Source organism: uncultured Fibrobacter sp. (genome assembly GCF_900316465.1).
Taxonomy (GTDB): domain Bacteria; phylum Fibrobacterota; class Fibrobacteria; order Fibrobacterales; family Fibrobacteraceae; genus Fibrobacter.
Map to the genome: position 1 here is coordinate 114902 of NZ_ONDD01000001.1, position 15469 is coordinate 130370.

Annotated in this window: 15 protein-coding genes; 8 read left to right on the forward strand and 7 right to left on the reverse strand. The window is 45.0% G+C overall.

The genetic code is table 11. The features are described 5' to 3' along the window. The 8 genes from QZN53_RS00360 to QZN53_RS00395 all read left to right on the forward strand — a co-directional run bounded on the left by QZN53_RS00360 (nucleotide 1) and on the right by QZN53_RS00395 (nucleotide 8102). Entirely contained in the window at nucleotides 1–825 is an 825-nt protein-coding gene (locus tag QZN53_RS00360; protein ID WP_163436642.1) for a phosphorylcholine transferase LicD, read from the forward strand. Further along, complete coding sequence (locus QZN53_RS00365) at nucleotides 822–2261, forward strand: lipopolysaccharide biosynthesis protein (protein WP_163436644.1); 1440 nt, start codon at nucleotides 822–824, stop codon at nucleotides 2259–2261. The genes QZN53_RS00360 and QZN53_RS00365 overlap by 4 nt, the downstream gene beginning before the upstream one ends. Beyond that, the gene (locus tag QZN53_RS00370) at nucleotides 2258–3523 is read left to right on the forward strand and encodes a CDP-glycerol glycerophosphotransferase family protein (protein WP_163436645.1); all 1266 of its coding nucleotides are present in this window, start codon (nucleotides 2258–2260) and stop codon (nucleotides 3521–3523) included. The genes QZN53_RS00365 and QZN53_RS00370 overlap by 4 nt, the downstream gene beginning before the upstream one ends. 6 nt (nucleotides 3524–3529) lie before the next feature. Further along, on the forward strand, nucleotides 3530–4579 hold the full coding sequence (locus QZN53_RS00375; protein ID WP_163436647.1) for an acyltransferase family protein: 1050 nt from the start codon (nucleotides 3530–3532) through the stop codon (nucleotides 4577–4579). 82 nt (nucleotides 4580–4661) lie between these two features. Beyond that, nucleotides 4662–5720 (forward strand): histidinol-phosphate transaminase, encoded by a 1059-nt coding sequence (locus QZN53_RS00380; protein ID WP_163436649.1) that lies wholly within the window; start codon nucleotides 4662–4664, stop codon nucleotides 5718–5720. A gap of 24 nt (nucleotides 5721–5744) precedes the next feature. After that, nucleotides 5745–6464: a 2-C-methyl-D-erythritol 4-phosphate cytidylyltransferase gene (locus QZN53_RS00385; protein WP_163436651.1), complete on the forward strand. Its 720-nt coding sequence runs from the start codon at nucleotides 5745–5747 to the stop codon at nucleotides 6462–6464. A gap of 13 nt (nucleotides 6465–6477) precedes the next feature. Further along, a complete protein-coding gene (gene rpiB / locus QZN53_RS00390) occupies nucleotides 6478–6915 on the forward strand; it encodes a ribose 5-phosphate isomerase B (RefSeq protein WP_163436652.1) in 438 nt (145 codons plus the stop codon). Between the two features lie 23 nt (nucleotides 6916–6938). Next, nucleotides 6939–8102, forward strand: a complete 1164-nt coding sequence (locus tag QZN53_RS00395) for an aminotransferase class I/II-fold pyridoxal phosphate-dependent enzyme (protein ID WP_163436654.1) — start codon at nucleotides 6939–6941, stop codon at nucleotides 8100–8102. Here the strand turns inward: QZN53_RS00395 and QZN53_RS00400 are convergent. Genes QZN53_RS00400 through QZN53_RS00430 form a run of 7 tightly spaced genes read right to left on the reverse strand, consistent with a single transcriptional unit; the run spans nucleotide 8091 to nucleotide 15315 of the window. Beyond that, nucleotides 8091–8921: a glycosyltransferase family A protein gene (locus QZN53_RS00400; protein ID WP_163436656.1), complete on the reverse strand. Its 831-nt coding sequence runs from the start codon at nucleotides 8919–8921 to the stop codon at nucleotides 8091–8093. The two genes, QZN53_RS00395 and QZN53_RS00400, sit on opposite strands and share 12 nt — an antisense overlap. After that, complete coding sequence (locus QZN53_RS00405) at nucleotides 8918–10114, reverse strand: CDP-glycerol glycerophosphotransferase family protein (protein ID WP_163436658.1); 1197 nt, start codon at nucleotides 10112–10114, stop codon at nucleotides 8918–8920. The genes QZN53_RS00400 and QZN53_RS00405 overlap by 4 nt, the downstream gene beginning before the upstream one ends. Nucleotides 10115–10121: 7 nt before the next feature. Next, complete coding sequence (locus QZN53_RS00410) at nucleotides 10122–10952, reverse strand: glycosyltransferase family 32 protein (RefSeq protein WP_163436660.1); 831 nt, start codon at nucleotides 10950–10952, stop codon at nucleotides 10122–10124. Then, nucleotides 10953–11870 carry a glycosyltransferase family 2 protein gene (locus QZN53_RS00415; RefSeq protein WP_163436661.1) on the reverse strand — a complete coding sequence of 306 codons (918 nt, stop codon included), beginning with the start codon at nucleotides 11868–11870 and terminating at the stop codon, nucleotides 10953–10955. Continuing rightward, a complete protein-coding gene (locus QZN53_RS00420) occupies nucleotides 11867–13165 on the reverse strand; it encodes a hypothetical protein (RefSeq protein WP_163436663.1) in 1299 nt (432 codons plus the stop codon). The genes QZN53_RS00415 and QZN53_RS00420 overlap by 4 nt, the downstream gene beginning before the upstream one ends. An 18-nt stretch (nucleotides 13166–13183) precedes the next feature. Then, the gene (locus QZN53_RS00425; RefSeq protein WP_163436664.1) at nucleotides 13184–13933 is read right to left on the reverse strand and encodes a WecB/TagA/CpsF family glycosyltransferase; all 750 of its coding nucleotides are present in this window, start codon (nucleotides 13931–13933) and stop codon (nucleotides 13184–13186) included. A gap of 11 nt (nucleotides 13934–13944) precedes the next feature. Beyond that, nucleotides 13945–15315, reverse strand: a complete 1371-nt coding sequence (locus QZN53_RS00430) for a nucleotide sugar dehydrogenase (protein ID WP_163436666.1) — start codon at nucleotides 15313–15315, stop codon at nucleotides 13945–13947. Nucleotides 15316–15469: the final 154 nt, after the last annotated feature.

A 15469-nucleotide genomic window follows, 5' to 3' on the forward strand; every position in this document is an offset into this window, starting at 1 on the left:
ATGCAGGAATTGACTCTTAAAGACATCCACAATCTTTCGCTTGAGATATTAAAAGACGTTCATGCTTTTTGTGAAAGAGAGAACATAAAATACTCCCTCGCCTACGGAACCCTTATCGGGGCTCTGCGACACAAAGGTTTCATTCCATGGGATGACGACATAGACATCTGCATGCCTCGCCCCGATTACGAAAAATTCATTCGGACATACAAATCCGATAAATTTGACATTGCCTACACTGGCGTTGAGTGCAAATACGACTGCCTTATTGCCTACGCCCGCGTTTTTGACACAAAGAGGACTATCGCCAAAAACGCCCATTGGATTTCCGAACGAACCGGCTTATGGATAGACGTTTTCCCCTTGGACGGCGTTTCTAATGACCAAGCCGCTTACGAAGCTGAATTCAAGGAAATCTACAATCAATGGTCCAGCATCATCCCCAAAAAAATCCAATTTACACGCATCATGGACCAACAGGGAATCGTCAACAAGCTAAAGCTCATAAAAAAGAAGATTAAAACATTGAACGGGCTGGGCGGGCACAAACTTCAAAGGGTTTTTAACAAACGGATTCAAAGAATCCCTTATGGTTCTACCCAATTTTGGACAAACTACGCCGTTGTAGACGGCGGGTTTGAATACATTCCTATCGAAACATTCCAAAACACAGTCCTAGTCGATTTCGAAGGAGAAAAATTCCGGGCAATGAATGGCTACGACAAAATGTTACGAACCTTCTACGGTGATTACATGCAACTTCCGCCAGAAGAAAAACGCATCCCGCACCAGTCCTACATAAGGTTCTACTGGAAAAATAAATGACCTCCATCAAGCAACAGACAATCCGCAGTTCCAAATGGAATTTTATCGAACGAATTTCCACCCAAGGAATTCAATTCCTACTTGGAATCATCATGGCACGTCTGTTGCTGCCTTCAGACTACGGAACAATCGGTCTCCTTGCCATCTTTTTTGAAATTTCCCAAGCCTTCATCGATAGCGGATTCAGTTCCGCCTTGATTCGGACCAAAGACCCTTCCAAAAAAGACTACAGCACTGTATTCTACTTCAACCTAGGCATTTCCATCGCTATCTACGCACTGCTCTTCTTCGCAGCGCCCTTCATCGCGAATTTCTTCAAAATTCAAGTACTGTGCCCAATCCTGAGAGTCCAAGCCATAACGTTGATTATCAACGCCATCATGGCAGTCCAAGTATCCATGCTCAATATCAAGCTGGACTTCAAGGCTTTGGCACAACGAAAGGTTGCTGCAACACTCATCAGCGGCGTTTGCGGCATCGGTTTCGCCTATATCGGACATGGCGTTTGGTCACTAGTCTACCAGCAACTAATTGCCGCCGGCATCAACCTCATCTTCATCTGCTATATTTGTCGTTGGATTCCCACGACAGGGTTCAGCATGGAATCTTTCAAGAGGCTAGGTTCTTTCGGCAGCCGCCTCCTTGCCGCCGGATTGTTGCACACAATATACCGCAACATGACCACCTTCGCAATCGGCAAATTCTATTCCGCCCAAGACCTTGGATACTATTCACGCGGTTCCAACTTCTCCGACTTGCCCAATAACACAATTAATGGAGTACTTCAAACCGTAACCTACCCGATTCTCGCCAAAATTCAAGATGACGAGGAACACCTAGTCCGTGTTTACAGGAAATACATTCGAATCACATCCTTGACCATTTTCATTTTTTCGGGAATTCTTTGCGCTCTCGCCGAACCAATTATTCTTTTCTGTCTAACGGAAAAATGGGCAAAGGCGGTTATTTTCTTGCATGTATTCGCCTTCTCAAGCATGTTTGACCACTTGAGCACAATCAACCTAAATCTACTCAAAGTCAAGGGTCGCTCTGATTTATTTCTCAAACTTGAAATCATCAAAAAAGCCATTTCTATCACAATTCTAATATGCGCCATCCCTTTCGGGGTTTTTGCCATTTGTCTTTCAAAGCTTCTGTATAATCAAATTGCAGTATTCATCAACACTTACTACACCGGGAAACTGTTCCATCTCGGTTACATTCAACAAGTTAAGGATTTTTCGCCATACCTTATCCGCTGCATACTAGCATGTATCCCCGTTTACTTCATGACCTACTTGCAATTGCCTCATATTGTAACTATCATTGTCGGAAGCAGTACGGCTTTACTCCTGTACTGGCTCATGCTTCGCAAGAATCCCGACATGCAAGAACTCGTTGACCTTGTCAAAATGAAATTCAAGAAGAAAAAATGAAAGCGATAGACAAACTCAAACTGGAAATCAAGCGGTTAATCAACAAGAAAACGAAAAAGAATCCCAAAGCCGTTTTCTTTTACCCACACGAAAATTGTGGGCTTGACGGCTACGATATTCTGAACGGGGAATCTGACAACGTTCTTTGTTTGTTCAACGACATGGTCCGCGACCCCAAATTTGACAATTACGAATTCTATCTGCTTTATTACCATGACGACCGTCTGCAATCCTATAAGGATTACTGCAAGAATTTTCACCCCGAACGCATCCATTACGTAAGATTCAAGGACGGGAAGGGCACGCGCAAGGCCATAGCCAAATGCTACACGGTCTTCACGGATTCGGACTACACTCGCCTACCCTACAAGGTCCCGACGCAAAGAGCCATTTGCCTCAATTATTTTGGAGGACTTATCAAAAACGAATTTCACCGTTGGGAAAATCACGGTGGCTTCGAAAAAATGCTTCAGGAACAGCGGGATATGTACAGGATGTACGATTATCACCTTTCTATATCCGATATCAGTTCCAAATTTATCGCTCTTGACAACTGCCATTACTATCCCCATTTTATTTCTCTCGGCTTTCCTCGCAACGACATCCTTTTCAAAGACCATTCCGCATTAAGAAGCGAAATCGAAAAGCTTGTCGGATTCAAGATCAGCAAACTGATTACCTACGTTCCCACACATCGCGACTACGAAAATCCGGCACGTGAATTTTACGACGCTCAAAAAGCAAAAAAGCGTTCCATTTGGGGAAACGTCACCGAAGACGAGCTCGGCAATCTTGAAAAGACCCTAGCCGAAACAGGAACGTTAATCATCGCAAAAGTTCATCCGATTCAACAAGCTCACACAAACGTTGTCAAAGCCGAAGGAACACAGCACATCCTTTTCTACAAGGATTTGGTCCAAAAAATCAAGACCAGCCTCAACCCTCTATTAGCCATTTCAGACAGCATCATTACGGACTATACGACAACCGTGTACGACTTCTTGTACATGGATCGTCCCATCATCTATTACTTCTACGATATCGAACGCTACCGCGAAACGCGCGGGTTCTTTATCGAGCCCATAGAATCGATTTGCGCCGGTCACCTAACGTATAATTTGGCACAGATGCAAGACGCCATTCGGGACATCGCAGAAGGGAAGGACCCAGAAAAGCAAAAAAGAGCTTTCTTGCGACAGCTATTCATCAAATACGACGACGCCAACGCAACGCAGCGCATTAAGGATTTCTTTTTTCCGTAAAGACCTATGATCGCTTTCTACATTGGCATACTCATACTCTGCTTCTGGAAAATCAAATTCTCAAAAAAAGATTTCTACAATGATTTTCTACAGCGGGACCAATGCGATTCCATAAAAGGAATTTTCATTCTTTTCGTTTTCGTAAGACACATCCTTCAGTATATCATCGGTAGCGGCTATGATTTTTCCGCCATGCCCGACCAGCTTTTTGTAAAAATCGACCGCGAGCTGGACCAACTCATAGTTGTCATGTTTCTGTTTTATTCCGGCTACGGAATCATGGAATCCATTTTCAAAAAGAAAGCGGATTACGTAAAAAATATGCCGTTAAAGCGAATTTTACCGACCATCCTAAATTTCGACGTGGCCGTACTCGCATTCTTTATATTGAACCAATTTATCGGCAAAGAAATGACCATTTCCGAGGTATTGCTTTCATTTACCGGATGGGATAGTATCGGAAACAGCAACTGGTATATTTTCGTAATTGTACTTTGTTACGCCATTGTCTGGTTGTCTTTTTTCATCACGACAAAAGCTCAGGTTCTCAACCCTAAAAGAGCCCTCGTTTTCGCCAGCTTTTTATTCATCATTGCGCTTGTAACTCTAGCCCTTACCAAAAAAGAATGGTGGTACAACACTATTTTTGCTTTTGACGCAGGACTTTTATTTTCCTATTTCAAAGAAAAGCTCGTACCCACACTACAAAAGAACTATGCATTCGCATTCACAGCATCGACAATAGCATTCATCGCACTTCATTTATTGCACAACCGAATCCCGTCACCGTTATTCAATCTGGAATGCATCGTTTTCGCACTGTGCGTCATTCTGGCCACAATGAAAGTGAAAATAAAGAATCAAGCGCTTCTTTGGCTTGGTGCCCACTTGTTTCCGCTATACATTTATCAAAGGCTTGCCATGATTGCCCTATCGCGCGTAGACGATGGAGCATTCGTAAAAAACAACCCTTTAGTCTACATGCTTATCTGCTGCGTTATTATGATACTGATAGCGATTCCTTACCGTTTCATTCGCATTTCGTTCAACAAGTAGGGACACCCCATCCCATTTTGCTATATTTGCCTTCAAAGAAACATCATCGAGATGTCTCCTTATAAAAAAGAGGAATCGTATCATGTACTATGTCAACCCCATCATAAAGGGATTTTTTCGCACCAACCAGCCGGAAGGTCGCGGCAAATACGTAAGGCTCGATCAGAACGAAAACCCAGATGGAATCCCGCAATGGCTCTTTGACAAAGCAATGGCGAAAGTCACCCCAGAATACCTTTCCATCTACCCCGAAGAATCCAAGCTCACTGAAGAATATGCGAAGGTCATCGGCCTCACCGCCGACAACATCGCCCTCACCGACGGAAGCGTCGTTGCCATGGGATACGTGATTAAAGTGTTCGGCGAGCCGAGCAAGGACCTCGTCTGTGTCACGCCGACATTCGGCATGTACAAGGTCTACGCCGACATGCAAGGCATGAACACGAAATTCGTCCACTATGAAAAAGATTACACGTTCGACATCAAAAAGCTTCTCGCCGAAATCAACGAGAACACGAGCCTAGTCTCTCTCGTGAATCCGAACATGCCTATCGGTAACGCCTACACCATGGACGAAATCCGCAAGGTGCTCGACAAGGCCAAGGAAAACAACGCGCTTGTCATCGTTGATGAAGCCTATTATCTCTTCCACAAAGAAACGGCTCTCCCGCTCCTGAAGGAATACGACAACCTCGTCATTCTCCGCACATTCTCCAAGATGCTTTCGATGCCGGGGCTCCGCATCGGAGTCGTCATTTCGAGCGCAGAAAACGCCCAGTACGTTCGCAACTACAAGCCGCACTACACTGTGAACGCGGTTGCACTTGCCGTTGCTGAAGAAATGGTTGCCAACTACGACCGCGTCGTGAAGGAACTCACCGACAAATTCGAAGCGGGCAAAACTTACCTGCTCAATGCACTTAAAGAAACCGGCTACTCCTTCATTCCGACCGAAGGCTGCTTTATCTGCATTACGCCCAAGCATAAGACCGCAGAATACATCACCGACGAACTCAAGAATCGCGGCATTCTCATCTTCTGCGGCAAGGGTGATTCCGCCGGATTCCTACGCGTCACCATCTGGGACAAAAAGTACATGGAAATGTTCATGAAGGAACTTGTGGACATCGACGTAGCCTAACAATAACGACAATAGGATTTTTCAATGAAGCATGTAGCAATTATTCTGGCAGGTGGCTCCGGAACCCGGATGGGGGGAGCCATGCCCAAGCAATTTCTCTCGTTGAACGACAAGCCTGTCATTGTTTATACGTTGGAAAATTTTCAGCGGAACGAGAACATTGATGAAATTCTCATTGTTTGCATAAAGGACTGGATCGAGCACCTCAAAGAAATTCTGGACGAATTTAAAATTCCCAAGGTAAGGTGGATTGTAGAAGGCGGTGCGACCGGTCACGACTCTTCCCGCAACGGCATTTTCTTTTTGAAGGACAAACTGGAAGATGGAGACCAGGTAATTATTCACGATGCAGCCCGCCCCATTCTGCCCCAGCAAGCCATCAACGAGATGTTAAAAGTCTCGCACGAAAAAGGAAACGCATCTCTCGCTATTCCCTGCTACGAAACGGTGCTGTTTACCGAAGACGGTGGCAAAAGCGGACTCAAAGAATTGGATCGTAGTTCCATTATGCGTGTACAGACCCCGCAAGCTTACAACTACAAGTTGATTCGTACCATGTACGAAAAAGCCGAAGCCGAAGACAAGCACGATTTCATTTACGCAGACCTCGTCTGCACCTATTACGGCGAACGCATTTACTTTTCCAAAGGCTTTACGAACAACATCAAGATTACCCGCAAAGAGGACATCCCTCTTTGCAAGGCCCTCATGAAGTTTAGTGACGAAGAGCTGTTCAATTCCTAACCAAAGGATTCATATGATCAAGAAAATTGCAATTGGCGCAGACCACGCTGGAGTGGAATACAAGCAGTCCCTTATCCAATATTTAGAATCCAAAGGCTATGAAATTATAAACGTTGGCACCGATACCACAGACGCCGTCGATTACCCCATCTACGCCAAGAAAGTATGCGAAGAAGTCACAAGCGGACGAGTCGATACAGGCATTCTCATCTGCGGTACCGGAATCGGCATGAGCATGATGGCAAACAAGCAGAAGGGCATCCGCGCAGCTGTTTGCGGAGACACTAAATCAGCCGAATTCACCAGGCTCCACAACAATGCAAACGTTCTCTGCATGGGCGCACGCATTATCAGTTTTGACCTCTGCAAGCAAATTACAGACATCTACCTTGCAACCGACTTCATGGGCGGCAAGCACAAAGTGCGCATCGACATGTTTGAGTCCAATTAAGTCAGCAAGAAAAATTCCACATCATGAAAGATTTAAGTGTTAGAACATCTCGATTTAGCGATTCGATGATCCGCCAAATGACTCGCATTTCTTTGGATTGCGGGGCCATCAACCTTTCCCAGGGGTTTCCAGACTTTGAGCCGCCTAAAGAAATTACCGACCGTTTGAAAACGGTCGCCGACGAAGGCCCCCACCAATACGCAGTCACTTGGGGTGCTCCGAACTTTAGGGAAGCCCTGGCCAAAAAGCAGAGTCACTTTACCGGGCAACACATCGACCCCATGAAAAACGTCGTAGTCACCTGCGGCAGTACAGAGGCCATGGTAGCAGCCATGATGGCCGTGACAAATCCTGGCGACAAAGTCGTGCTGTTCTCCCCCTTCTTTGAAAACTACATTGCAGACACCATTCTTTGCGGCACAGAGCCAATCTATGTTCCTCTAATCCCGCCCGATTTCAAATTCAACGTGGATGCACTTGAAAAAGCAATCTGCACCGAAGGCGTCAAGGCCTTGCTCGTCTGCAATCCATCGAACCCCAGCGGCAAGGTTTTCTCAGAGCAGGAACTCCAGATTATTGCAGACCTCGCCATCAAACATGACATCTACGTCATTACCGACGAAGTCTATGAGCACATCATCTACGCCCCGCACAAGCACACACATATTTCCACCCTCAAGGGCATGGAAGAAAGGACTCTAGTCTGTTCTTCCCTTTCAAAGACTTTCTCTATTACAGGATGGCGGCTTGGCTATGTAATTTCAAGCGAACGCATCATTGACAGAGTCAAGAAAGTCCACGACTTCTTGACCGTCGGTGCGGCAGCGCCACTTATGGAAGCCGCCGTTGTCGGCTTGAACTTTGGCGACGACTACTATATCGGTCTGCAGCAGCACTACACCCACATGAAAAATCTTTTCACGCAGGGTCTCAAGGATTTAGGGATCCCTTTCACCGATCCTCAAGGCGCCTACTTTGTACTGGCGGACATCAGCAAGTTCGGCTACAAGAGCGATGTGGATTTCTGCGTAGACCTAGCCCAAAAAATCGGTGTCGGAGCAGTTCCCGCTTCCTGTTTCTTCAAGGAAGATGTCCATCACCTTATCCGCCTGCACTTTGCCAAGAAAGACAAGACGTTGAACGAGGCTTTAAATCGACTTGAAAAAATAAATATTTTAGTTAAATAAAGAAAATTTCAACAAGCGGTAAATCATTCTCGGCGATGTCTTGAACTTAAGCGCCATAACTATCATTTGCCAACGCAATTTTTTATCAACAGTCAAAAAGGCGTTTCTTACAACATCACACGCCATACGATCACGCGAGGAATTGTAGCGCTCTAAAAAATCGGGATGCTTCATGAGCATCAATTCCCACGCTTGTGTGTATTTTAAAGGATTCACAGAAAGAGAATCCGTTTGAATGATGTAATCCACTAGAGGTTCTTCCATACAATATATGGAATAATTCTTTTGCGCACGCACAAGCAATTCAAATTCCTGAAACCTAGGCATTTCAGAATCAAATTTTTCTTGCTTAAAAACAATGCTTTTGCCAATAAGGGTTTGTGTGCCGATAGACATGGGCATCACATCTTTCGACAAGAAGCCTTCCTTAAAATAATCCGAAACAAGGCCAATCTTTTTCCCATCAGACATTCTATTCATTCTGCAAAATACAATGTCGGCATTTTTTTCTTGAAGGGCCTTCAATTGCTTTTCAAGCTTATCTTCATGCCAAATATCATCGCTATCCTGAAATGCGATGTATTCTCCACGGGCATGATCAATTCCGTTGTTACGAGCAACGCATGCACCAGCATTTTCTTGGTGCACATAGACAATTCTATCATCGTTAAAGCTTTTTACCACTTCACGCGTATTGTCAGAAGATCCATCGTCAACAATAATCAGCTCAAAATCCTTGTACGTCTGGCGCAGGATACTTTCAACAGCCTTAGGAAGAATGCGCGCTCTATTGAAAGACGGGAGAACAATCGAAATCATACCACCTCCAAATTGCACTGGTTACATATGGCACGATACATATTTTCGCTGTAACAAGTTCCAACAATAGAAGCATCTTCGAACAAATCATTCAGTTGCTTTGTTGAAGCGATATCCCCTGCAGAAATCTTTTCAATCAAATCATCGACATTCAGCGCCTTGTCCGTCACAACGCGTCCGTAAGCGTCATTCAAAGAGGAATACGACAAATAATCCGCTTCATCAGGAACATAGAATACAATCGGCCTATTCAACAAGGCGTAATCGACGCTGCAACTAGAATAATCTGTCACCAAGCAATCCGCAGCCATCAGCAAATGCTGCACAGACCGAACCTGCTTATCGCCGAGCACCTGAAAATGGCAGTTATCCGATTTCATCGCGAACTGAGTCAGCGGATGCAGCTTGACCAAGAAAAGGATGTTTTCCTTTTTCAAATAATCCTGAAACTTTTCGCTAGAAGAAAGTTCCTGCAAAATATCCTTGACGGTGTCCCGATGAGTATTCGGGCTCACGCGATAAGTCGGCATGTAAAGAACAACCTTCGAATACGAATCAAAATCCACATTTGAAACCAATGACGAGCGTTCCATTTTTTCGCGGAACAGGTCGTTACGCGGCTGTCCGGTAATTACAATCGAGTCTCGTTTGACATCGAATTGTTCCATCACTCGTTCAGCGGTATATTCCGACGTTCCTAAAGATATGTCGCGGCCAACCCAGTTGAAAACCGCATCCACAGTTCTCTTTACATTCAACTTGAGGCCGGAATAATTCTCATTATAGATTTTCTTGAACCCGCCAACACCATGCCACAGTGCTACGATTTTTGCACCGCCCACCAAAGGAATCGCGCCAAAATCATCCAAGCCATTTGTCATAATGGCAACACCGCAGCGAAGAGACATCATCACGCCCTTGAACGAAGAACTAAGGTAAGCCTCGTAACCCAATTGACGTACCTGAGCAACAACATTCTTGTTACGAGTAAGCCAAACGCAACGAATGTTCGAATGGTTCTTGTTCACGTATTCAAACAAGAACTTGGCGTTATCATCATATTTTTTCCCAATCCAGCAACCAAAAGCCCAAAGATTCCTGTCACGGAACGTAATCAACTTCAAAATACGGAAGAGAACGCCCATCATGGGCAACGAAAACTTACGCCATTCAAGGAACTTAGGTAACTTCATACAGCAATCAAACTTTCCACTTCACTTTGGCAGCACGTTTATTATTCTTGATTTTCGCACTATGCTTTGAATACAAAACTATAGCCCACATCGGAAGCAAAAGATAAACCCATTTTTTTACAAGACCAAACGAGAATACCGTCTTTCTACAGAATTTTTTCCAAAAATACGATTCCATCACTTCTTCGAGAACCGGATTTTTTGCACCCGCATTGCGCCAACTTCCATTCTGCTCATGGACACAAACATTACATCCATCGTATGTGTTAATCATAAAGTACGAGTCTGGATAAATCACCAAATCATCAAACACACTCGGCTTTCCGTCAAAACGCACGAGCTCACCCTTATAACCATATTTCTGGATAAAGATATGAGTCATAATGCAGGAATTCGGAGTCATATCATTTTCACCATCAACAACAAAATGGCGATTCTCGTAATAATCCAAGCAAGACTTCAAAAACGGATGATGTGCTTCTGCACCAATAATGTGAGTTGAAATTTGGTCAGTGAATTCCGTTCCTAAGAAGAGTCTGTTGTCAAGAAACGGATCAAGCGTCGAATAAAAAACGACATCGGTATCTAAATAAATGCCGCCATATTTTTCAAGGACCCACAGCCTAAAGAAATCCGAAACAAAAGCCCATTTCTTTTGTTCATACGCTTCCTTGGCATACACGAACTCTTCTATTGGCAAATTCGATTCGTTCCATTCGACAATTTCATAATCAAGCAAAACTTTTTTCCAGCTTTGCAAGCAACGTTCTATATTTTCGGGTTTAGCCGCATTTTTCGTGCTAGAGATCCAAATATAATGAATTTTCTTGGGAATCATTTACACACTCCGCATCACCCCGAAATACTGACGGGTATTCTTAAAAATATATGGAGACAACCAATGCAAGAGAATCATCACCTTAAGGGCAAAAGAAACTGACTTGGACAAATTCTTTTTCGTGTAACGAACTTTGGATATTTCCGACTGAATTATAGAAAAAGAACCATACCGGAGGACATCATCCATTTTTCCGCGACCTCCGCGAACAAGGTGCATTACCCTCGGCCCATCAATCAATCTGCGTTTCAAGCCAATCTTAGCCATGCGCCATTGCATATCCGTTTCTTCATAATACAAGAAAAAGTTTTCATCAAAACGTGCTAGTTCAGACTTTTTCACAAACAAATCTGCCCCGATAACAAAATCAACATCACCAACAAATTTCTTATAAACTGGAACCGGGCGAAGCTTGGAAATATCCATGTGAAGGAACTTCATGGCATTCTTGACCGCAAACGCAGCCAAGTGATGCATCATGGCCTTTATCAGTTTTCCATTTTCCGGGAAAACGCCATGTGATTCCGTGAGGGTTCCTTCGGCATCTACCAAGTTGCATCCTAAAGCGCCCAAATTTTCGCTTTCATGGCCTTTCCAATAATCACAGAAGCCCTTAATGGCATTGTTGAGCAGCAAGGTATCGCTATTCAAATAAAAAACAAATTCGCCCTTGGCTACATTCAGACCACGATTATTAGCCGCACCAAATCCAAGGTTCGCCTTGTTTTCGACAAGAACCACCTGCGGAAACTCATTGCGCACCATTTCTACGGAGCCATCTTCCGACCCATTGTCAGAAACAATGACTTCAAAAGAAATATCTTTCGTCTGTTCAAACACAGAACGCAGACAATTACGCAACAATTCGCACGTTTTGTAATTGACGATGATGACAGAGACTTCTACCGCAGAACTCATTCTTCGGCGTCCTCCTCATCTTCGCCGTCACTTTGCTGGCGCAACTTTTCAAAATAAGCTTCGTATTCGCCTTCCAATTCATCACGGCGGTCAAACTTGCTCTGAATATGGCCTATGCAGAACCAATAGAGGAACGGCTGCAAAGTACCCAATTCCCACACGGCAGCTCCGATCATGGCCGTCAGGCAAAAACAAATGGTACACACTTCAAAAAAAGCATACTTGAAAATCCGGAAGCCAGAAACAAGGCTGTACGCACAAATTCCCATCAACATGGCAAGGCCAAAGAAGCCAAGCTCTGCAGGGATTCGCACATAATCACTATCGGGAATGCCCAAATACCCTTCTTCGACAGCGCCATGACCAAAACGTCCAAGTCCCCGCCCAAAGAAGTTCAACTGCTCAATAAACTTATCAAAGAGTGCAAATCGGTCCTGGACAATATTTCCATCGTAACTCACGGAACGGTTTAGAACATAATCCACAAAGTCGACATCCAAATAGTTCATCACGAGCAGGAATATTCCCGTTCCAAAGATGCCGGCGCAAATCCACAGGGAATAAAGCAGGTTTCGCGATGGCAAACGTTTAATCGTTGCATACACCGTAAGCGAGACAAAGAACAGAACGCAAAAAGCTATCGAAACACGCTGCTGTGCAAAGAACAGGCAGAAAAAACTCAACGCAAAACAAGCCAAGTCAAATTTCTTGTAGCATTCATCAACCACTATTTTTTTTGCAGAATACATAAACAGGAACAGCGACGAATAACCGATAAAATAAGAATGCGGCCAGAACGACGACATTCTTGTAAATTCGTACAACAGTTTTCCCGACAGTTCGTTGACATCCGAATCGAAATTGGACCAAATAACGTCAGCCTTGTACGACATGTAAAAATAGGGCTGGAAAAAGTAGAAGTACACGCCGCACACCATTGCAAAGAACAGCGGGGCTCTAAAGTTTTCAAAAAAATCGTCCGTCTTAAACGTTTGGCTGCGAGCAATAAAATAAAACAATATCGGAACAACCTGGCCTCTTATTCCCAAGTAATACAATCGCATCGAATACGTGTATTCCACAAAGAAATAGCTTACCAAGCTATACATGAGGTACACAAAGACTAGCCCGTCGAACCATTTCCAACGAATGGTCGACTGGCAAATCAACGCCGTCGCAGCGACACACAATATTAAAACGGAAGAGACATCTTTAACACCGAACATCAAACTTGCTGCAATGGCAACAAGAAACCAGTAATAGTATTTTATGATGTTGGTAAACAGTCTTTCCAAAAGTATTCCCCTTGGAAACTATTTCTTCTGCTTTCTGTACTTCCACAACAACATAAGAAAACGCCAATCCCTCAGAATGTACCTCTTAAACATTCGGCCCGGTTCCTGCCACATACGGTAGAACCATTCAAGGCCACAGTTCGACATCCATCGAGGAGCCCTTTTCTTACGACCCGCAGCAAAGTCAAGACTCGCACCAATTCCAAGACTCAGCGGAATATGCCACCGATCCTTGTTTTGCGAAATCAAGATTTCCTGTTTCGGACAACCAAGGGCAACAGCCAAAATATCCGGTTCGGTCAAGGCCAGGCGGCGATCGACTTCGGCCATCTGGGCCGGGTTGTTTTCAAAGCCCTTTGCAGGCGAATAACAGCCCACCACGCGCAGTTTCGGATACTTCTTTTCCAAATTCCGCGCAGCCTTACGCGCAATGCCTTCATCGGCCCCCAGGAAAAAAATCTTATAGCCTTTTTTAGCGGCCATTCCGCAAAGTTCCGGCAAAAAATCGGAACCCGAGATTTTCTCCTTTATCTTGCCCCCATAGAATTTGGAGAACCAAATAATGGGCATGCCGTCTGCCAAAACAAGGTCAGCCTTTTCATAGGCATCGCGCAACCCGCTGTTCTTCTCCAACAAGACCAAATGGTCCACATTTGGCGTCGCAACAAAAGCACACTTCTTCTGTCTGATTAAATCGTCTGCAGCAGAAATAGCCTCACTCATCGTGAGGTTATCCACAGACACATTTAAAAAACGAACTTTTGACATTGCGAAAAACTTTACTCCGCTTTCCCCTTACCAATACTGGATACTTCGAAGCCGATTTCACGAAGAGCATCGGCATCCAAGATATTGCGGCCGTCAAATACGAAGGCAGGCTTGGCCATACCCTTGTATATACGCTTCCAATCCAGTTCAGCAAAACACTTCCATTCCGTGCAAACCACCACGGCATGAGCGCCTTCGGCAGCCTTGTACGGATCTTCCTCAAACTGTACCTGGTCAAGCACATCCTTCAAGTCACGCTTGGCATCAGGAATAGCCTTCGGATCGGTAACGACCGGCAGTGCATGTTCAGCGAGCAGGTCACGCACAACAAGATTTGCAGGGCTTTCACGAGTGTCGCCGGTATTTGCCTTGAAGGCAAAGCCGAACACGGCAATCTTCTTACTTGCAATCGTGTTGAACATGGTCTCGAGCATGCGGTCCACCACGCGGTGGGTCTGCCATTCATTGATTTTCACCACCGATTCCCAGTAAGCGGCCACTTCAGGCAGTCCGTAATAGCCACACAGGTACACGAGGTTCAAAATATCTTTCTTGAAGCAAGAACCGCCAAAGCCGATAGAAGCCTTCAGGAACTTGGGACCGATACGGCGGTCCTTACCCATCACGAATGCGACTTCGTCCACATCGGCGCCAGTCTTTTCGCAAAGGGCGCTAATCGAGTTAATAGAGCTAATACGCTGGGCCAAGAAGGCGTTTGCGGTAAGCTTCGTGAGTTCAGAGCTCCAAAGATTCGTCGTAAGAATACGTTCGCGCGGCACCCAGTGGGCGTACACATCCACCAGCTTCTGGCAGGCGGCAAGACCGGATTCGGTCTGGTGACTACCGATAAGCACGCGATCCGGTTCAAAAAGGTCGTTAATGGCGGTACCTTCGGCCAAGAATTCAGGGTTAGACAGCACTTCGAAGTGCAGGCCCTTGTCATTAGAGTTCAAGATTCGTTCCATGGCGGCAGCGGTACGCACCGGGAGCGTAGACTTTTCCACAATAATCTTGCCTTCGTCGGCGATTTCCAAGATATTGCGAGCGGTCTTTTCCCAATACTGCAAGTCAGAGGCCTTGCCGGCGCCGTGGCCAAAAGTCTTGGTCGGGGTATTCACAGAAACAAAGATAATGTCCGCTTCTTTAATGGCAGAGGGAATATCGGTGCTAAAGAAGAGGTTACGGCCGCGGGCATGCTTCACAACGTCATCAAGACCGGGTTCAAAAATCGGGAGGTTGTCGCTATTCCAAGCGTCAATACGGGCCTGGTTGATATCAACCACAGTCACTTTCACATCAGGGCACTTGTCGGCAATAACAGTCATAGTGGGGCCACCGACATAGCCCGCGCCAATGCAAAGAATCTTGGTATTGTAACTCATAATGTGCCCAAATTTAGCAAAATACCGCCTTTCTGACTTTGATTATAACTAAAGAAAACCCCGATGTGCACATTCGTAAGGTTTATATTAGCACTTTCCGTTCACCATATGTTCGCGGTGAAAGCAGCAAAGATTCCAATGTAAAATTGAGTTA